At 62.2% G+C, this 17,977-nt stretch carries 16 protein-coding genes and 1 tRNA gene; 8 read left to right on the top strand and 9 right to left on the bottom strand.

What is annotated here, in order from left to right; genetic code table 11:
- Positions 1-96: 96 nt before the first annotated feature.
- Together NKJ55_RS29785 and NKJ55_RS29790 are read right to left on the bottom strand one after the other, a co-directional pair.
- Positions 97-1,650 (bottom strand): DHA2 family efflux MFS transporter permease subunit, encoded by a 1,554-nt coding sequence (locus NKJ55_RS29785; RefSeq protein ID WP_352453017.1) that lies wholly within the window; start codon positions 1,648-1,650, stop codon positions 97-99.
- Between the two features lie 67 nt (positions 1,651-1,717).
- Complete coding sequence (locus NKJ55_RS29790; RefSeq protein WP_352452994.1) at positions 1,718-2,896, bottom strand: HlyD family secretion protein; 1,179 nt, start codon at positions 2,894-2,896, stop codon at positions 1,718-1,720.
- A 143-nt stretch (positions 2,897-3,039) separates the two neighbouring features.
- Here NKJ55_RS29790 and NKJ55_RS29795 point away from each other — a divergent pair, with 143 nt between their 5' ends.
- Entirely contained in the window at positions 3,040-3,789 is a 750-nt protein-coding gene (locus NKJ55_RS29795; protein ID WP_352452995.1) for a TetR/AcrR family transcriptional regulator, read from the top strand.
- Positions 3,790-3,810: 21 nt separating this feature from the next.
- Here NKJ55_RS29795 and yihA read toward each other — a convergent pair whose 3' ends face one another.
- From yihA to rpmH, 5 genes are all read right to left on the bottom strand, one after another.
- Complete coding sequence (gene yihA / locus NKJ55_RS29800; RefSeq protein WP_031193748.1) at positions 3,811-4,470, bottom strand: ribosome biogenesis GTP-binding protein YihA/YsxC; 660 nt, start codon at positions 4,468-4,470, stop codon at positions 3,811-3,813.
- Entirely contained in the window at positions 4,467-5,105 is a 639-nt protein-coding gene (locus NKJ55_RS29805; RefSeq protein WP_352452996.1) for a CatB-related O-acetyltransferase, read from the bottom strand. Before NKJ55_RS29805 ends, yihA begins: the two co-directional genes overlap by 4 nt.
- Positions 5,106-5,249: 144 nt before the next feature.
- Positions 5,250-7,073, bottom strand: coding sequence for a membrane protein insertase YidC (yidC, locus tag NKJ55_RS29810; RefSeq protein WP_352452997.1), 1,824 nt, complete (start codon positions 7,071-7,073; stop codon positions 5,250-5,252).
- Positions 7,074-7,086: 13 nt separating this feature from the next.
- The gene (rnpA, locus tag NKJ55_RS29815) at positions 7,087-7,440 is read right to left on the bottom strand and encodes a ribonuclease P protein component (protein ID WP_352452998.1); all 354 of its coding nucleotides are present in this window, start codon (positions 7,438-7,440) and stop codon (positions 7,087-7,089) included.
- A gap of 23 nt (positions 7,441-7,463) precedes the next feature.
- On the bottom strand, positions 7,464-7,598 hold the full coding sequence (gene rpmH, locus NKJ55_RS29820) for a 50S ribosomal protein L34 (RefSeq protein ID WP_008833937.1): 135 nt from the start codon (positions 7,596-7,598) through the stop codon (positions 7,464-7,466).
- Between the two features lie 334 nt (positions 7,599-7,932).
- Here rpmH and NKJ55_RS29825 point away from each other — a divergent pair, with 334 nt between their 5' ends.
- From NKJ55_RS29825 to NKJ55_RS29835, 3 genes are all read left to right on the top strand, one after another.
- Positions 7,933-9,420, top strand: a complete 1,488-nt coding sequence (locus NKJ55_RS29825) for an ATP-binding protein (protein WP_352452999.1) — start codon at positions 7,933-7,935, stop codon at positions 9,418-9,420.
- 325 nt (positions 9,421-9,745) lie between these two features.
- Positions 9,746-9,822: transfer RNA gene (locus NKJ55_RS29830), tRNA-Arg, on the top strand.
- A gap of 646 nt (positions 9,823-10,468) precedes the next feature.
- Complete coding sequence (locus NKJ55_RS29835) at positions 10,469-10,783, top strand: antibiotic biosynthesis monooxygenase family protein (RefSeq protein WP_352453000.1); 315 nt, start codon at positions 10,469-10,471, stop codon at positions 10,781-10,783.
- A gap of 46 nt (positions 10,784-10,829) precedes the next feature.
- Here NKJ55_RS29835 and NKJ55_RS29840 read toward each other — a convergent pair whose 3' ends face one another.
- Both NKJ55_RS29840 and NKJ55_RS29845 read right to left on the bottom strand, forming a co-directional pair.
- Positions 10,830-11,972, bottom strand: coding sequence for an alpha-hydroxy acid oxidase (locus NKJ55_RS29840; RefSeq protein WP_352453001.1), 1,143 nt, complete (start codon positions 11,970-11,972; stop codon positions 10,830-10,832).
- 69 nt (positions 11,973-12,041) lie between these two features.
- A complete protein-coding gene (locus tag NKJ55_RS29845) occupies positions 12,042-13,064 on the bottom strand; it encodes a LacI family DNA-binding transcriptional regulator (RefSeq protein ID WP_502904531.1) in 1,023 nt (340 codons plus the stop codon).
- Positions 13,065-13,607: 543 nt separating this feature from the next.
- On the opposite strand from NKJ55_RS29845, the gene NKJ55_RS29850 reads away from it, so the two are divergent.
- From NKJ55_RS29850 to NKJ55_RS29865, 4 genes are all read left to right on the top strand, one after another.
- Positions 13,608-14,570 (top strand): sugar-binding protein, encoded by a 963-nt coding sequence (locus tag NKJ55_RS29850; RefSeq protein ID WP_352453003.1) that lies wholly within the window; start codon positions 13,608-13,610, stop codon positions 14,568-14,570.
- 112 nt (positions 14,571-14,682) lie between these two features.
- Positions 14,683-16,227: a sugar ABC transporter ATP-binding protein gene (locus tag NKJ55_RS29855; protein WP_352453018.1), complete on the top strand. Its 1,545-nt coding sequence runs from the start codon at positions 14,683-14,685 to the stop codon at positions 16,225-16,227.
- A 22-nt stretch (positions 16,228-16,249) separates the two neighbouring features.
- Positions 16,250-17,245 carry an ABC transporter permease gene (locus NKJ55_RS29860; protein ID WP_023677502.1) on the top strand — a complete coding sequence of 332 codons (996 nt, stop codon included), beginning with the start codon at positions 16,250-16,252 and terminating at the stop codon, positions 17,243-17,245.
- Between the two features lie 153 nt (positions 17,246-17,398).
- The gene (locus NKJ55_RS29865) at positions 17,399-17,929 is read left to right on the top strand and encodes a DUF2231 domain-containing protein (RefSeq protein ID WP_352453004.1); all 531 of its coding nucleotides are present in this window, start codon (positions 17,399-17,401) and stop codon (positions 17,927-17,929) included.
- Positions 17,930-17,977: the final 48 nt, after the last annotated feature.

Consider the following 17,977-nt stretch of genomic DNA (forward strand, 5'->3'; position numbering starts at 1 on the left):
GCGAGAGGAGTTCGTAATGGTTGATTTTGCGCATGACCCCGAAAATCGCTTTTCGGGGTCATGCGCGAGGGCGCCAGGCGGGGGATCCAGCGCGCCTCAATGGCCTACGCCACCGCCGCCCTGAGCGGCTGGCTTGCGGATCACCAGGGTGAAGAGCCCAAGCGTCGCGAACAAAACCGTCAGCATGAAGAATACGTCCATGAACGACAGCAGCGACGCCTGCTGCTGGACCATGCCTGACAGTTTGGAGATGGCCGCCTTGGAGGCGTCGAGCCCGGCGGTCTGCTCGAAGTTGAGCGTCATGTTCTGCAGCTTCTGCTGTGCAGCGGCACTTCCCCATTGCACGTGCTCGGAGAGCCTGGCGTAGTGGAAGGCATTGCGGTCGATCAGCACGGTGTTGATGACTGCCAGGCCGACGGCGCCGCCGAGATTGCGGGTCAGGTTGAACAGGCCAGACGCATTCTTCAGCCGCTCCGGCGGCAAGGTTCCGAGCGCAATGTTGTTGATCGGCACCATGCAAAGCATCATCGAGCAGCCGCGCAGGATCTGCGGGATCAGCAGTTCATAGAAATCCCAGTCGGCGGTGAGATGCGTCATCCACCAGGTCCCCGTGGCGAAGCCGAAGAAGCCGATCATCATCATGATGCGCGGGTCCATCTTGTTCGACAGGATGCCGGAGATCGGCGCAGTGAAGAACATGGCTAGGCCGCTGACGAACAGCGCCTCGCCGATCATCATCGAATCGTAGCCCCGGATCCGCCCCAGGAACACCGGATAAAGATAGGTCAGACCGTAGAGGCCGATGCCGACGACGAAGGAGAACAGCGAGCCGAAGGCAAAATTGATATTGCTGAAAGCCCTCAGATCGACAATCGGCTCCTCGGCGGTGAACACGCGCCAGAAGAACAGCACCGCGCCGAAGGTCATGATGACGGCGCAGATGAACACCGCCTGATCCTGCAGCCAGTCGTTGTTGGGACCTTCCTCCAGCACATATTCCATGCAGCCCAGGAAGGCGGCCATGCCGGCAAGCCCCCACCAGTCGAACTTGCTGAACAGCTTGAGATTGGGTTTGTCGAAGTCGATCAGCGACCAGGCGGCCGTCGTCACCAGAATGCCGGGCACGACGTTGACCAGGAACAGCCAGTGCCAGGACATGGCATGGCTGATATAGCCGCCGACGGTCGGGCCGATGGTTGGCGCCAGCGTCGCTACCAGGCCGATCATCGGCGAGACGATGGCGCGACGCGACGGCGGGAAGATGGTGAAGGCGGCTGCAAAGACGCTCGGGATCATGCCGCCGCCGATGAAGCCCTGCACGGCGCGGTAGACGATCATCTGGTCGATATTGGTTGCGGTCGCCGCCAGCGCGCTGGCCGCGGTGAAACCTGCCGCCGAGATTGTGAACAGCACCCGCGTCGACAGCATCCGGCTGAGGAAGCCCGACAGCGGGATCATCACCACCTCGGCAATCAGATACGCCGTCTGCACCCACGGAATTTCGTCCGAACTGGCGCTCAGGCCCGCCTGGATCTCGGCCAGCGAGGCCGAGACGATCTGGATGTCCAGGATCGCCATGAACATGCCGAACACCATTGCCAGGAAGGCGATGACGCGGCGTGTCGAGATGTGGTCAACCGGCACCGGCATGGCTGGCGCCGGCGCCGATCCTGCAGTTAGGGTTGCGGTCGCCATGACCCTTGCTCCCGGTTCCGCTTTACTTCGATGCCGCAGGCGCGGTGCGGCTGTCGACGGCGACGACGACGCTCAGGCCGGCGCGCAGCTTGCCCGTCTTCAGCACATCGGCAGGCACGTCGATGCGAACCGGAACGCGCTGCACCACCTTGGTGAAATTGCCTGTGGCGTTTTCCGGCGGCAGCAGCGAGAACACTGCTCCCGAAGCCGGGGCCAGCGACGACACGGTACCCTCGATGTCCTGACCGTCGATCGCGTCGACCGACACTCTGACCTTTTCACCAGGCACCAGCCGGGCAAGCTGGGTCTCCTTGAAGTTGGCGACGATGTAGAGCTTGTCCATTGGCACGATGACGGCGAGCTTCTGTCCGGGGCTGATCAGGTCGCCCTGCTCGACCGAGCGGTTGCCGACCACGCCGTCATAGGGTGCGCGCAGCACGGTGAAGGACAGATCCCGCACCGCCTTGTCGTGGGCAAGCTGCAGCGAGGCCAGCGTGCTTGCCGATTCCGCCCGCTGCGCCTGGAGCACGCCGATATTCGCCTGAGCCGCCGCGATCTGCGCGTCGGCGCCGGCTAGTGCGGCATTGGCTTGCTCGACCGCCGTCTGGGCATCGTCCAACTGGGCCTGAGTACCGACGCGGGTCTTGAGCAACTGGGCGGCACGAACCTGAGCTCGCTTCGCATTATCGGCCGCGGCCTGGTCGGCGGTCTTCTGCGCCTGCGCCTGCTTGAGCGAGGCGCGCGCCGCCTCGGTCTGGGCATCGATGCGGTCGAGCGTCTTGCTCAACGTGGCGATCTGCGCCTCGGCCTGGGCAACGGCTATCTTGTAGTCGCCGTCATCGACGATCAGCAGCGGGTCGCCGGCCTTCACCTGCTGGTTCTCGGTCACTTTGACCTGATCGACATAACCCGAGATTTTTGGCGAGATGAACGCCGTGTCGGCCTGGACATAGGCGTCGTCGGTCGTGATCATGAAGCGCCCGTCGGTCCAGTAATCATAGCCATACCAGGCGCCGGCGCCCAGCAGGGCCAGGCCGATGATGGGCAGCAACATCGAGCGCATCGAGCGCTTCTTCTTGGCGGGAGCCAGCGGGGTGACGTCGGCGGGCTTGAGAGGGGCTTCCGGCGCTTCGATCGCAGGCTGGACCTTGGCACTGGGGAACGGGCGGACTTCGGCACTGGTGGGCGCGTTCGAGGACATGATATCTCTCTAAATTAACTGGCGCTGAATTTCGTCAGACTGAACCGTTCGGTTCGATCTCGACGTTGACTTAGCGCTTAAAGAGGCCCATATCAAGAGCAATCGAACCGGATGGTTCGAATTATTTTACGAGGTGTGACATTATGGCCGAAGCCCCCAAGGCCGCTCCTTTGCCTGATTCAGGCCCATTGCCCAGCGCCGGCAAGGACCAGTGCGATCTGCTGGACAGTCTGCCGCGCGGCCGCCCGGCCGCGGGGCAAGACCCGGTCAAGCGCAGCCAGATCATCGAGGGTGCGCGCCGTGTCTTCATCGACAAGGGCTTCGAAGCCGCGTCGATGAACGACATTACGCGCGAGGCCGGCGTGTCCAAGGGCACCATCTATGTCTACTTCGCCAATAAGGAAGAGCTGTTCGAAGCGCTGATCGAGGAAGAGCGCGGCACGATTTTCAAGAACATGTATGAAGTGCTCGACCAGATTGGCGACCTTCGCCAGACGCTGGTGAAGTTCGGCGTCGTGCTGTCCATGAAGATCACTTCGGCGAGGGTCATCCTGGCGCAGCGGACGGTGATCGGCGCGTCGGAACGCATTCCGGAGCTTGGTGCCCGGTTCTACGAACGCGGCCCGAAGCGTGGCCATGACAGGGTCGTCGTTTTCCTCAACATGGCTATCGAACGCGGCCTGCTGAAGATCGACGACGTCGAACTTGCCGCCTATCAGTTCACCGAGCTGTGTCTGGCCGGTCTTTTCCGCCAGTGCATATTCGCCTATCGCACCAAGGCGCCAAGTGCGGCCGAGATCGAACACATCGTCAGGTCGGGCGTCGACGTGTTCCTGAAGGCCTACGGCACCGAACAGCTGGCAGAGCAGGAACGGGCCTCCAGCCCCGCCTGACAGGCTGCCAGGGTCGGTGGCCTATCCGCCATTGGCGGCGAGCACGATCGCCGCACGCAATTCCTCGAGGCCCTCGCTCTTTTCCGACGACGTGGCGAGCACGAAGGGAAATGCCGCCGGGCGTTTCTTGATCTTCTGGAGCGTTTCCTCGATCAGCCGCGGTACCCCCGCCGCTTTGATCTTGTCGGTCTTGGTCAGCACGATCTGATACGACACCGCCGCCTTGTCGAGCAGCGACAGCACCTCGTCGTCCTTGGCCTTGATGCCATGGCGGGCATCGATCAGCACGTAGACGCGCTTCAGCGTCACCCGGCCCTTGAGATAGTCGAACACGAGCTTCGTCCACTCGTCGACCTTTTCCTTCGGTGCCGTGGCGTAGCCATAGCCTGGCATGTCGACCAGCGCCATCGGCGGCAGATCGGCGCCTTCTCCCGAAAATCCGCCAGGCACGAAATAGTTGAGCTCTTGCGTGCGGCCCGGCGTGTTGGAGGTGCGCGCCAGCCCCTTTTGGTTGACCAGCGCGTTGATCAGCGACGATTTGCCGACATTGGAGCGGCCGGCAAAGGCGATCTCGGGCGGTCCCTCCGGCGGCAGGAATTTCATCGCCGGCACGCCGCGGATGAAGATCCAGGCTCGCGTGAACAATTCGATACCGATCGTGGTCTTGTTCAACGCGTTCAAACCGCTGCCTCCAGAAGAAAAATGTTGCTGCCACGAATGGCATCGAGATTGCGGCTGATCTTTTCCACCGGCCAGTGCCACCACGCTAGCGCCAGCAGCCGCCGGATGGTCCTGTCATCGAAGCGCATCTTCACCACTTTGGCCGGATTACCGGCGACAATTGCATAGGCTGGCACATCGTGCGTCACCACCGACTTTGCCGCGACGATAGCGCCGTCGCCGATTTTCACGCCCGGCAGCATCACCGCTTCCATGCCGATCCAGACGTCGTTGCCGACGATTGTGTCGCCACGCACCTCCTTCGACCATGTCGCCGGGTCGAAACCTTCCTCCCAGCCGTGACCAAAGATGTTGAACGGATAGGTCGAAAAGCCGGACATGGCGTGATTGGCGCCGTTCATGATAAAGCGCGCACCCTCGGCAATGGCGCAGAACTTGCCGATGACTAGCCTGTCGCCGATGAACGGATAATGATGCAGCACGCATTTTTCGGCGAATTTGTCGGGTCCGTCAGGGTCGTCATAATAGGTGAAGTCGCCGATCTCGATATTCGGCGCCGTCACCAGCGGTTTCAGAAAGCCGACGCGTGTGTGCAACGGGATCGGATGCTTGATCGATGGATTGGGTCCGGTCATATCGAGCTCCGTCGAGCAACTGCCAGCCAGGTCAAAATAGCGCGATCCGTCCGGCAGTACCAATCGCTTAATCCAGACCGGCAGCCTGTGCAAAAAGCCCCGGACGAACCGGGGCTTTCTGGTTTCGCACTATCGGAGCGCCGGCTATTCCGCCGGCGACGGTTTCTTGCGGAACAGCGCGACCAGATTGTCCCACAATTCGATCTTGGCGCCCTGCCGCTTCATGATCACGCCCTGCTGCAGGATCGACAGCGTGTTGTTCCAGGCCCAGTAGATGACGAGGCCGGCCGGAAAACCCGCCATCATGAAGGTGAAGATCACGGGCATCCAGGTGAAGATCGCCGCCTGCGTCGGGTCCGGCGGCGTCGGGTTCATGCGCATCTGCAGGAACATCGTCACGCCCATGATCAGCGGCCAGACGCCGATCATCAGCATGTGCGGCAAGGTAACGGGGATCAGCCCGAACAGGTTGAAAATCGACGTCGGGTCCGGCGCCGCCAGATCCTGGATCCAGCCGAAGAACGGCGCGTGCCGCATCTCGATGGTGATGTAGAGCACCTTGTAGAGCGAAAAGAACACCGGGATCTGCAATGCCACCGGCCAGCAGCCGGCGAGCGGATTGATCTTCTCGGTCTTGTAGAGCTCCATCATCGCCTGCTGCTGCTTCATCTTGTCGTCCGCGTATTTCTCGCGGATCTCGAGCATCTTGGGCTGCACCTTCTTCATGTTCGCCATCGACGCATAGGACTTGTTGGCGAGCGGGAAGAACAGCGCCTTGACAATGACGGTGGTGGCGAGGATCGCCAGACCGAAATTGCCGAAGAATTTGTAAAGCGTGTCGATCAGCCAGAACATCGGCTTGGTGATGAAATAGAACCAGCCCCAGTCGATCAGGAGGTCGAACTGACGGATATGACGGTCCTTTTCATAGGCGTTGATCGTTGAAACTTCCTTGGCGCCGGCGAATATCTCCGACTCCACGGTCGTCGATTGCCCGGGAGCGATTGTGACCGGATCGGACAGGAAATCGGACTGGTAGCTGTGCGGATGGGGCCCGCTTTTGAACTCGAAATAAGAGAATTTGGGCTGAAATTCGCGGCCGCCAGGCGGCACCAGGGTCACCGCCCAGTATTTATCGGTGATGCCTAGCCAGCCGTCGGTCGACTTGCCTGGCTTGTATTCCCTTTCCGATTCGACGCTGGAGTATTTGTACTCCTGCAGGCCCTCGCTTCCGGTAACGCCGATCAGGCCTTCGTGCAGCACATAGGTACTGGCGATAGCCGGCTTGTCGAAACGGGTGACGCGGCCATAGTTCGACAGCGTCGCGGGCGCCGAGCCGCCGTTCTGGACCGTGTCGGACACGGTGAACATATACTGGGCGTCGACCGAGAAGGTGCGTTTGAAGGTCAGGCCCTTGTCGTTGGTGAAGGTCAGTGTCACCGGCGTCGCCGGTGTCAGCGTCGCATTGCCGTCGGTCTGCCAGACGGTGTCGGGACCCGGCAGCCTGCCCACATCCGGCGTGCCGGAAAAACCAATCTCGGCGAAATAGCCGTTCGGCAGGGACGCCGGGTTGAGCAACGCGATCTCGGGCGAGGTCTTGTCGACCGTCTCCCTGTAATGCTTGAGCTTGAGATCGTCGAGACGTGCGCCGGTGAGGTTGATCGAGCCTTCGAGGCTCGGCGTGTCGATCTTGACGCGCTTGGTCGAGGCGATCGCCTGGTCGCGGCTAGCCGCGGTGACGGCTTCGCCGCCAGGCGCGCTCGGAATGGCGCCGGGCTGCACCGGTGTTTCGCTGGCGCCCGGACTGGTGCTTTGGGCGGCCTTCTTCTGCTCCGCCACGCGCTGCTCTTCGATGCGGGCGGCTTCGCGCTGCATCTCGCTGCGCGGCATCACATAGAAATATTGCCAAAGCGCCAGGATCAGCACCGACAGTGCGATGGTGATGAAGAAGTTGCGGTTGTTTTCCATCGAAGCCCTTGGCCTATCGTGTTCCACGCAATCTGCGGGAGAGTTCGGCCTTCAACTGGCCGAACGGAGTGGTAAGCACGTCTTCGCGCCCGACGATGACATAATCATTGCCCGGCGCCATGTCATCCGCGGCATGCGTGCGCACGGCCTCTCTGAGCCGCCGCCGGATGCGATTGCGAACGACGGCGTTGCCGACCTTCCTGGTGACGGTGTAGCCGACGCGCGGCGCCTCGCCGTCGCCGCGGCCCAGGACCTCGACGAGGAAAAGCCGCCCGCGGCGCTTTTCGCCGCGGCGGACAGCCAGGAATTCCGCGCGCTTCAGAAGCCGCTTGGGATGGGCACCCGTTGGCTTGCCGGTTGCGGGCAACGATCTTGTCTCTCGCTTGGTGCTCAGGCGCTGAGACGCTTGCGACCGCGGTTGCGGCGGGCTGCGACGACGCCGCGGCCACCTTTGGTGGCCATGCGGGCGCGGAAACCGTGCCTGCGTTTGCGGACGAGTTTGGACGGCTGGTAAGTACGCTTCATTTGTTTAAATACCGCGGGGTGCGGCCCTTCTTGATTCTGTCACTTTGTAACAGGAGCTTTGCCGGGCCGGTTTAGGCGCGATCGAAACCGCGCCGGGACGAATGGCCCGAGCGTGAGCGGGCTTATAGAAAGAAGGGTTTTGGAAGTCAATCCAGCGTGTCGGGCCGGCATTGTCGGACCGGCATCGAAGTCTTGCGGCCCTTTGTCCGGCTTCGGCCAAGGATGAATTTGGCAAAAAAGCCGCAATCGCCTAATCTCACCCGATCAAGCGATCGTGAAGACGAGCAGTCCCTAAGACAAGCAGCCGTGATGACAGGCAGCCGTGACGACGAGCATGAGTGAAGTCCCAGCAACCGACGAAAGCATCGCCCAGGCGAAGGCGTCCACCCGCAGGGTGCCGCTGGCGCGCGGCCTGTCGACCAAGTTGCTGCTGCTCACCATCGTCTTCGTGCTCTTGGCCGAAATCCTCATCTTCGTGCCCTGGATCGCCAGCTACAGGCTGAGTTGGCTGAAGGAGAGGCTGAGCACCGCCGCCGCGGTTTCCATCGTCCTGGTGCAGGGCGAACCTGCCTCGCTGTCGCGTGCCGCCCAGAACGACGTACTGATGGCGATCGGCGCCAAGGCGATCGCCGTGCGCGACGGCGGCGTCTCGCGGCTTCTGGTCGTGGCCGAAATGCCGCCGCAGGTCGACGAGCATATCGATATCGCCAATGTCGGCATGATCGAGGGTATGACCGGCGCGCTGGACACGCTGTTTTTCGGCGGCAAGCGGATGCTGCGCGTTTTCGGGCCGGTCGGCGACAGCGACAAGGAATTCGAGCTGATCATGCCCGACCACCGCCTGCGCAATGCCATGCTGATCTATTCGCGCAACGTCGCCTTCGTCTCGCTGCTGATCTCGCTGTTCACCGCCATGCTGGTCTACGCCGCGATAGACCTGATCATGATCGGCCCGATCAGGACGATGACACGCTCGATGCTGTCCTTTTCCGAGGCGCCCGACGATCCCGGTCGCATCATTCACCCCGCCGCCCGGGCCGACGAGATCGGCGTCGCCGAACGCGAGCTGTCGCAGATGCAGGAGCGGCTGCAGAAGATGCTGTCCGAGCAGAAGCACCTGGCCGATCTCGGCCTGGCCGTGTCGAAGATCAACCACGACATGCGCAACATCCTCGCCTCGGCGCAACTGATGTCGGACCGCCTGCGCCAGGTCAAGGACCCGACCGTGCAGGCCTTCGCACCAAAACTGCTGCGCGCGCTCGACCGTGCGGTGTCCTACTCGGAGGGCGTGCTGGCCTATGGCCGCACCCAGGAGCCGCCACCGTCGCGCCGCAGGCTGCGGCTGCGCCAGCTGGTCGAGGACGTCCAGGGCCTGCTCGACATCGAATGCGGCATCGAATTCGTCAACGCCGTCGATCCGGTGCTCGAGGTCGACGCCGATTCCGACCAACTGTTCCGCGTGCTCACCAATCTTAGCCGCAACGCCGTGCAGGCGATGGCGGCCGACACCGAGAGCGCCGTGGTGCGCCGCCTGACCATATCGGCCGAGCGCATCGGCAGCGTCAGCCGCATCGTCGTCACCGACACCGGCCCCGGCCTGCCGCCAAAGGCGCGAGAAAACCTGTTCGCGGCATTTCGCGGCTCGGCCCGCAGTGGCGGCACCGGCCTTGGCCTGGCGATCGCCCATGAATTGATCCGCGCCCATGGCGGCACGGTGGAGCTGGTCGAATCGATCGGCGGTCGCACCACATTCGCCGTCACCATTCCCGACCAGCCGGTCCGGCTCGACCAGGCCCGCAACGGTCTGCGCCGCCCGGCGTAACGAACCGTTTCGTTACGGACCGTTTCAATTCGCAAATGGTTGGTCCGAGACTACGAGCCATCGGCTCGGCCGCCGTGCAACGGCGTGTTCCGTTACGGGCCGTTCCGATTAGCAAATGACTGATCCAAGACGACGACCTATCGGCTCGGCCGCCGCGTGACGCGATCTTGCCTTCGCCGGCCGGCGCATGACGGCAAAACATGACGGCAAAACTTTTGGCCAGGATCGGCTTGCTTTTCGCAAATTCAGTCGCTAGGGAACAGCTCACATTCGCGGCCGGTCGCCAGGATCGGATCGCGGGGCTATGCAAAGCATGGCCTGTTGCGCGCCCGTAGCTCAGCTGGATAGAGCACCAGACTACGAATCTGGGGGTCAGGAGTTCGAATCTCTTCGGGCGCGCCATTAAACTCATGCCTACCCCGGGAACATAAGTAACAGAATCTACCACCGGTGGCCGGAAAGTCGCGAGGGCTGAGCGCCATCCATGCCAAAAAGGGGATCGTCAGCTAACGCTGCTCAGTCGGCCTGCTTAATCTCCGGGCCCGGTTCAGTCGGCGGGCCCGGCGTGCAATCCTGGCCAGTGCATTCCTGCACGGGATCTTTCGCCGGCGGGAGACAATTTTGGCCTTCACAATGAACGGGCGGCTGCGCTGTTGCGGCTTTATTGTTCTGCGGCACAGGCCGATCCTCAGCGCGAACGGCCGGCATTCCAAGGTCGATCATGGCCGTGCACAAGAGCGCAATCCGAAGCAAATTCATTTTCGCCTCCGCAACTGACAGCGAGACGCAGATTATACCTTCGAACTGCGGCCAACATCCTGTCACCCGCGAACGGCGTTAACAGCGCGTTTCATTGCCGGTCGGAAGGGCGTACCGATTGAGATCGAGCGTCGTCCTCTTCCTGGCAAAATAGCGCCAGAAACGGGGCTTTCGGCCAGAGGTGACTGAAGCTAACCTTCCGATTTTCCTGTACACCTGTTCGAAGGGTTCGAGGTGCGTTGGGGCCTCGCATACTCGAGGTTTTCAGTTCTTTCACGGGGGAACGTACATGACGGCATTCAACAGCGTCCGCTTCCGGGTCAAGCCGGGTAGTGAAGACGAATTCGTCGAACTGTTCAGCAGCGCTCCGCGCAATTTCGAGGGATTGCGAAAAATGGCTCTCATCAAATCGGGAGATGGCGCCTTCTTCTCGATTGGAGAGTGGGACACTTTTCAGCACATGGTCGATGCCCGGCCCAAAATGCTGGGCAATCTTGATCGGTTCCGGCATGCGTTGCAGCAGCTTGAGGGCGGATATACGGATGCTGTTTCCGGCGAGGCTGTCTTCGAGACGGACGGCAGGAGCAGCGGCAGGTCGGTATAGCTTCGCACTTCGAAAAGCTTATGCCGTGCGCCACTTCCCGGCTCTATCACCTAAACCGCACATTCCCCCTGGAAAGCTCTGCCACCGACCGGCATCCCATCAGCCGCATGTCGCGTTCGATCTCGGTTCGCATCAGGCCGAGCGCCCGTTCGACGCCGGCCTGTCCGGCGGCGGCCAGCGGGAAGAGATAGTAGCGCCCGACGCCGACGGCCTTGGCGCCCAACGACAGGGCCTTCAGCACATGCGTTCCGCGCTGGACGCCGCTGTCGATGATCACGTCTATCTTGTCGCCCACCGCGTCGACGATCTCCGACAGATGGTCGAAGGGGCTGCGCGAACCGTCCAACTGCCTGCCGCCATGATTTGACAGAACGATGCCGGTGCAGCCGATGTCGACGGCCTTTCTGGCATCGGCGACGCTCATGATCCCCTTCAGGCAAAACTGGCCGTTCCAGAAGCGGACCATGTCTTCGACGTCCTTCCAATCCAGCGACGGGTCGAGGATCTCGGTGAAATAGCGGCTGATGGAAAGCGCTCCGCCGCCGAGATCGATATGGCCGTCCAACTGCGGCAGGCTGAACTTTTCGTGCGTCAAATAGTCGATAGCCCATCTCGGCTTGATCGCGAACTGCATCATGCCGCCGAGCGTAAGCCGAAAGGGGATGGAAAAGCCGGTCCGCAGGTCACGCTCGCGGTTTCCGCCGGTGACGCTGTCGACCGTCAGCATCATCACCTCGACGCCGGACGTCTTGGCGCGCTCCATCATGGCGCGGTTCAGGCCGCGATCCCTGTGGAAATAGAACTGATAGACCTGCGGCGTCCTGTGCTTGCGGACTTCCTCCAGGCTGACCGTGCCGAGCGACGAGACGCCGAACATCGTGCCGAACTTCTCCGCCGCCGCGGCGACGGCGCGCTCGCCGCTATGGTGAAACAGTCGCTGGAGAGCCGTCGGCGAACAATAGACCGGCATCGCCAGCTTCTGGCCCATGACGGTGACCGACATGTCGACCTGTCCGACGCCGGCAAGGACATTGGGGACGAGATCGCAGTCCTCGAACGCCGCCGTGTTGCGCCGCAGCGTCGTCTCGTCGTCCGCGCCGCCATCGATATAATTGAAGATCGGACCTGGCAGGCGCTGTTTTGCCAGCCGGCGGAAGTCCTGAAAATTGTAGCAGCTTTGCAATCTCATGAAATCAATCGGGTATATGCCGGGCCCGATGTCAAGCCTGTGCCATTGTCGATCGCCGGCGCTCTCGCCTCAGCCCGCCAGAGCGCCAACCGATTCCCGCTCCACCAGCGGGCATTCGAGCTTGGTGATGGGATAGCGGCCACGACCGGGAGCAGCGGGGACTTCGAGTTGCTCGATCGCCCATTGTCCCATCGCCATATGCGGCAGGATCGACGTCGTCAGCGGCGGGAACAGATGCCGCGCGATCTCCTCGTCGTCATAACCGATCACCGAAATATCCCGGGGAATGTGCAGCCCGGCCTCCTTCAGCGCCTCGTAGCAGCCGATTGCGGTGCGGTCGTTCTGGCAGAAGATCGCGGTCGGCCGGTCCTTCAGCGCCAAGAGCTTGACGGTCGCGGCATAGCCGGCGCTCGCCGACCAGTCGCCTTCGACGACCAGCGCCGGGTCGAACGGAATGTCGGCCGTCGCCAGCGCCCGGCGGTAGCCCTTCAGCCGGTCCTGCGCCGCCTGCATCCAGGGCTCGCCGGTGATGGTGGCGATGCGCCGGTGGCCATGGCCGATCAAGTGGCGGGTGGAGCTCTGGCCGCCGGCGATCTCGCTCGGCACCACGGAGGGGAAGGCATAGTCGGCGGTGTAGCAGTTGAGCAGGATGACCGGAATGTCGAGGCCGTAGAGATAGTCCGGCGCGACGATCTCGCGGGTGAAAATGGTCATGTAGATCAGCGCCGAAATGCCCCGCTTGGTCAGAGCCGCGATGGCACGGGGCTCCATCACCTCGTCGCCCATGGTCTGCGCCACCAAAAGCACATTGCCGGCGTTCCACGAGGCTTGCCGCGCCCCTTCAATGGCGACGACCGCCTCCGGGCTGGTCGCCAACTGGTCGACGACGAAGCCGATCACGCCATCCAGCCCGTCGAATGCGGCAACCGGGGCTCGCAAGGCAGAAAACACGGGCGGCGAATAGCCCAGCGTTCGCGCCGTCTCGATCACCCGCTCGCGGGTTTGCTGCGACAGCCTGATGCCCGGCGTGTTGTTGAGCACGAACGAAACCGTCGCCTGCGAACAGCCTGCCGCCCTTGCGATGTCGGTCATGGTAACGCGGCCCTTGGGGTTTTTCCCGGACAGCTTGCGCCGCCTGGTACCCTCAAGGACGGGATCACGCAGTGGTTCGTTCATGTCATTGGTCCCGCGAATCTCGCATTTATAGGGCGAAGCGATACTAATAGATATAATCGACTCTCTTAGGCGATTTAGTCCCCGATCCAAAACGGTTGCGACTGGGGAGGCCTCACTTGTTTGTGGGCGAGAATCCCGACCAAACTAATACTCTTTACTAATATCTAGCATCCCTATAACGTCAATCCATCATGCCCGGACGACGTCGGACCGCGCATGTTCGGAACGCAAGTCAGCCTGGTATCGGACGGTTCCCGTCAGTCGAAGCTTGCCTGCCGCTCCGGGAAATGTCAGACAAATCGGACTATTTACGAACGGCGAATGAGTCTCTAAAGTCGACGATAGCGGCTGGAATGGCGTCGTTCTTCGCTGCCGGAAACCCTTGAGGAGGAGGGCGTCCAAGCCGCGCCGGCACGTTCATCATCAGCGAAAATTACTGAGTCAAATGGGAGGTTGAATATGAAATCTGCGATACGAAATGCGTCCGTCGCCGCTGCGGCCCTGCTGCTCGGCCTTTCCGCCAGCGCAATTGCGCGGGCCGACGACAAGCCGACTCTGGCCTTCGTCGTCAACGGCGCTTCCGATTTCTGGAAGGCGGCCGAAGCCGGCGTCAAGAAGGCTCAAGGCGAACTGCCCAAATACAATCTGGAGCTCAAATATCCGGAGCAGTCCTCGGTCGCCATCCAGCAGCGCCTGATGGACGATCTGGTGACGGCCGGCGTGAAGGCGATCATGGTCTCGGCCGTCGATCCCAAGACGTCGACCGACGGGCTGAACAAGATCGCCTCGGAAACGGCGTTGTTCACCACCGACAGCGACGCACCGCAGACCAAGCGTGTCGCCTATATCGGCTCTTCCAATGTCGATGCCGGCAAGCAGGCGGCAGAGATCGCCAAGAAGGCAATGCCTGACGGCGGCAAGTGCCTCGGCTTCGTTGGCCTGCTCGGCGCCGACAATGCTAAAGAACGTATCCAGGGCATGAAGGACGGCCTCGCGGGCACCAAGATCGAATTGGTCGACGTGCGTGGCGACGACATCGATCAGGCTCGCGCCAAGAAGAACGTCGAGGACGCGCTGGTCGCCAGCCCCGACGTCACCTGCATGGTCGGCTTCTATTCCTACAACACGCCGCGCATCTATGAAGCGCTGCGCGATGCCGGCAAGCTCGGCCAGATCACCGTCGTCGGCTTCGACGACGATCCGATCACGCTGGGCGGCGTCAAGGAAGGCACCGTCGCCGCTACCGTCGTGCAGCAACCCTTCGAATGGGCCTATCAGGGCATGAAGCTGATGGCTGCCTATCTCGAGGGCGACAAGTCGGGCATTCCCGCCGATGGACTGATCATCATCCCGACCAAGATCATCGGCAAGGACGATGTTGACGCCTACGCCGCCAGCCTCAAGGCGATGTCTGGAAACTGAGCGAATTAGGTTGCGCCGGCTCAAGGTTCGCCTTGAGCCGGCGATTCTATTGACGGGCTTCGCGAGGCCCGTCAGTCTGAGACCAAACGGCTCACCGGCTGCTGTCAGCGTGATGAATTATTCCGACCCATCCATCGTTGCATCCACGGACGCTCCGTTCCTGAGCCTCGACGGTGTGCGCAAGACCTATCCCGGCGTCGTCGCGCTGGACGGATTCTCGATGGACGTAAGGCCCGGCGAGGTCATCGGCCTGGTCGGCGAAAACGGCGCCGGCAAATCCACGCTGATGAAGATCCTCGGCGGCGTGACCCGGCCGGACACCGGCACCATCACCGTCGATGGCGTCGCCCATGACAGTCTGACCGTCGAGGCCAGCATCGGTTCGGGCATCGCCTTCGTCCACCAGGAACTCAACCTGTTCGAGAACCTCGACGTCGCCGCCAATATCTTCTTCGGCCGCGAACCGCTGCGCGCCGGCCCGTTCAGGCTGGTCGACCGCGCCAGGCTGCGAGCGCTGGCGGCGCCGCTGCTCAAACGCGTGGGCGCCAATTTCTCGGCCGATACGCCGGTGTCGGCGCTGTCGCTGGCGCAGCAGCAAATGGTCGAGATCGCCAAGGCGCTGTCGATCGAGGCAAGGCTGGTTATCCTAGACGAACCGACCTCGAGCCTGCCGATCGCCGAAACCGACAAGCTGCTCGGTGTCATCAAGGCGCTGAAGGCAGACGGCATCAGCGTCATTTTCATCTCGCACCGCCTGCACGAGGTCGAGCGCGTCGCCGACCGCGTCGTCGTGCTCAGGGACGGCATGCTCGCCGGAACCTTGCCGAAGAGCGCCATCAATCACGACCAGATGGTCAAGCTGATGATCGGCCGCATGCTGAAGGAGCGCGAGAAGGCCGCGGAATCGGCGCGCCCCCCGGGCTCTGTCGCGCTGTCGGTCAAGGCCATTCGCACCGCTGCCTATCCCGACCGGCCCGTCGACCTCGATGTCAGGCATGGCGAGATCCTCGGCCTCGCCGGACTCGTCGGCTCCGGCCGGACGGAGCTGGCGCGCGTCCTGTTCGGCATCGACAAGAGCTTTGGCGGCTCGTTCCAGCTTGACGGAAAAGATCTGGTTCTTGGTTCGGCCGCGGACGCAGTGGCCAACGGTATTTTCCTCGTCCCCGAGGATCGCAAGCTGACCGGCATCCTGCTCGACCTTTCGATCGCCCAGAACATCTCGCTGCCCAATCTGCCGGCGCATTCGCGGCGCTCGCTGGTCTCGGCCGGCGCGGAATCCGCCACCGCCGAGAAGCAGAAGACCAATCTCGGCATCAGGGCGCCCTCCGTCCAGACGCGCACCGGCACGCTGTCGGGCGGCAACCAGCAAAAGGTCGTGCTGGCCAAATGGCTGGCGATGAAGCCGAAGGTGATGATCCTCGACGAGCCGACCCGCGGCATCGACATCGGCGCCAAGGCCGAGATCTACGGGCTGATGCGGGCGTTGGCCGATGCCGGCGTCGCCGTGCTGATGATCTCCAGCGACATGGAGGAGGTGATCGGCGTTTCCGACCGCATTGCCGTCATGCATGAAGGCCAGATCTCCGGCATTCTCGACAAGGACCGGTTCAGCCAGGAAAACGTGCTGCTGCTGGCGGTCGGCAAGCAGCCGAAGTAGTTCGCAGGCATTGGAGAAGACGATGAGCAAGAAAGATCTCGGCCTGCTGATCCTGATCCTGGTGGTCGGCGCGGTGGTGGCAATCATCAACCCACGCTTCCTGCTGCCGATCAATCTCGCCAACACCTCGAACCTGATCGGGTTGTTCGGCATCCTGTCGATTGGCCAAGCCTTCGTCATCATCACCGGTGGCATCGAATTGTCGGTCGGCTCGGTGGTTGCGCTGCTCGGCGTGCTGTTCATCGACTTCATCGCCACGCGCGGCATGGCCTGGCCGGTCGCCCTGCCGCTGATCCTGGTGCTCGGCGGCATCATCGGGCTGGCGCATGGCTGGCTGATCACCCGGCTCAAATTGCAGCCTTTCGTGGTGACTTTGTGCGGCCTGTTGATCTATCGCGGCGTGGCGCGCTTCTATACCGCCGACGGCACCGCCGGCTTTGCCTTCGGACAGAATTTCCCGGAACTCGAGTTCCTGACGGCGGGGCGGTCCTGGGGCGTGCCGAACAGCTTCATCGCGCTGATCGTCATCGCCGTCGTCATGTGGGTGGTGCTGCACCGGTCGGTGTTCGGGCGCTATCTCTATGCCATCGGCAAGAACGAGGAAGCGGCGAAATATTCCGGCATCCGCACCGGCCGCATCGTCATGGCCGCCTATGTTATCTGCGGCGTGCTGACGGCGCTGTCAGCTATCTATTTCGCCATGTACACACGCTCGATCTCGCCGGCGAGCCACGGTCAGTTCTACGAGCTCTATGCCATCGCGGCCGCGGTGCTCGGCGGCTTCTCGCTGCGTGGCGGCGAAGGCTCGCTGATCGGCGTCCTGCTCGGCACCGTGCTGCTGCAGGAGCTGCAGAACCTCGTCAACCTGCTCGGCATCCCGTCCTCGCTCAACTTCGCCGTCATGGGCGGGGTGATCCTCATCGGCGTGCTGGTCGACCAGCAATGGGGCGTGTTCAGGGCGCGGCGGCGGATGCTGGAAGCCACACGCAAGGGCGTGGCGGGTGCTGCCGCCGAGTGACGCAAAAATAGCTGGATGAAATACGCCGACGGCCATAGCAGGTGGCGTGAAAGAGTCAGCCGGAGCTTCGCGACAGCAGTTCAGGTCGGTCTCTATTTGGAACGAAACCCGTATCTGAGCGTTTATTTAAGCTTTGCTACGCGGAGGCGTTCCATGCCCACGAATCCAGTTAGTACCGCCAAAGTAGGAACTCACCCCCTCCACCCGATGCTGATACCGTTTCCTGTCGCGTTTCTTGTCGGTGCGTTTGTCACCGACCTGGTTTTCTGGGGGACTGCCGATGCCTTCTGGGCACGGGCATCGATGTGGCTGATCGGGGCAGCCATAGTAATGGCCCTTCTCGCTGCGACAGCCGGATTTATCGACTTCCTCAACGAGCCGCGCATTCGCGCCTTGTCCGACGCCTGGTACCACATGCTAGGCAACTTGACCGCGGTCGTTGTGGCACTGATCAATTTCTACCTTCGCTATGCGCAAGGCGCCGAAGCCGCGGTCCGCCCATGGGGTGTGCTCTTGTCGTTCATAGTGGTCTGCATACTGCTGTTCACCGGCTGGAAGGGCTGGGAGATGGTGTATCGGCACCACGTTGCAGTTCTGGACACACCAGCGGATGCGCCAGCGAAGCCTTCGACAACCACTGCCACGGATACTCGTCACGCTGGTCGGGACCGGCACGCCGCATGAGGCCATAATCCCGAAAAGTGGATACCGGTTTCCAAAAAGATATCGGTT

The organism is Mesorhizobium sp. M0106 (assembly GCF_040322715.1).
In the GTDB taxonomy this organism is placed as follows: Bacteria; Pseudomonadota; Alphaproteobacteria; order Rhizobiales; family Rhizobiaceae; genus Mesorhizobium.

Bases quoted from the DNA above. Each gene is read 5' to 3' on its own strand.
- NKJ55_RS29785 (WP_352453017.1), bottom strand. From the start codon at position 1,650: ATGCCGGTGCCGGTTGACCACATCTCGACACGCCGCGTCATCGCCTTC.
- NKJ55_RS29790 (WP_352452994.1), bottom strand. From the start codon at position 2,896: ATGTCCTCGAACGCGCCCACCAGTGCCGAAGTCCGCCCGTTCCCCAGT.
- NKJ55_RS29795 (WP_352452995.1), top strand. From the start codon at position 3,040: ATGGCCGAAGCCCCCAAGGCCGCTCCTTTGCCTGATTCAGGCCCATTG.
- NKJ55_RS29805 (WP_352452996.1), bottom strand. From the start codon at position 5,105: ATGACCGGACCCAATCCATCGATCAAGCATCCGATCCCGTTGCACACA.
- yidC (WP_352452997.1), bottom strand. From the start codon at position 7,073: ATGGAAAACAACCGCAACTTCTTCATCACCATCGCACTGTCGGTGCTG.
- rpmH (WP_008833937.1), bottom strand. From the start codon at position 7,598: ATGAAGCGTACTTACCAGCCGTCCAAACTCGTCCGCAAACGCAGGCAC.
- NKJ55_RS29825 (WP_352452999.1), top strand. From the start codon at position 7,933: ATGAGTGAAGTCCCAGCAACCGACGAAAGCATCGCCCAGGCGAAGGCG.
- NKJ55_RS29835 (WP_352453000.1), top strand. From the start codon at position 10,469: ATGACGGCATTCAACAGCGTCCGCTTCCGGGTCAAGCCGGGTAGTGAA.
- NKJ55_RS29840 (WP_352453001.1), bottom strand. From the start codon at position 11,972: ATGAGATTGCAAAGCTGCTACAATTTTCAGGACTTCCGCCGGCTGGCA.
- NKJ55_RS29845 (WP_502904531.1), bottom strand. From the start codon at position 13,064: ATGACCGACATCGCAAGGGCGGCAGGCTGTTCGCAGGCGACGGTTTCG.
- NKJ55_RS29850 (WP_352453003.1), top strand. From the start codon at position 13,608: ATGAAATCTGCGATACGAAATGCGTCCGTCGCCGCTGCGGCCCTGCTG.
- NKJ55_RS29855 (WP_352453018.1), top strand. From the start codon at position 14,683: ATGAATTATTCCGACCCATCCATCGTTGCATCCACGGACGCTCCGTTC.
- NKJ55_RS29860 (WP_023677502.1), top strand. From the start codon at position 16,250: ATGAGCAAGAAAGATCTCGGCCTGCTGATCCTGATCCTGGTGGTCGGC.
- NKJ55_RS29865 (WP_352453004.1), top strand. From the start codon at position 17,399: ATGCCCACGAATCCAGTTAGTACCGCCAAAGTAGGAACTCACCCCCTC.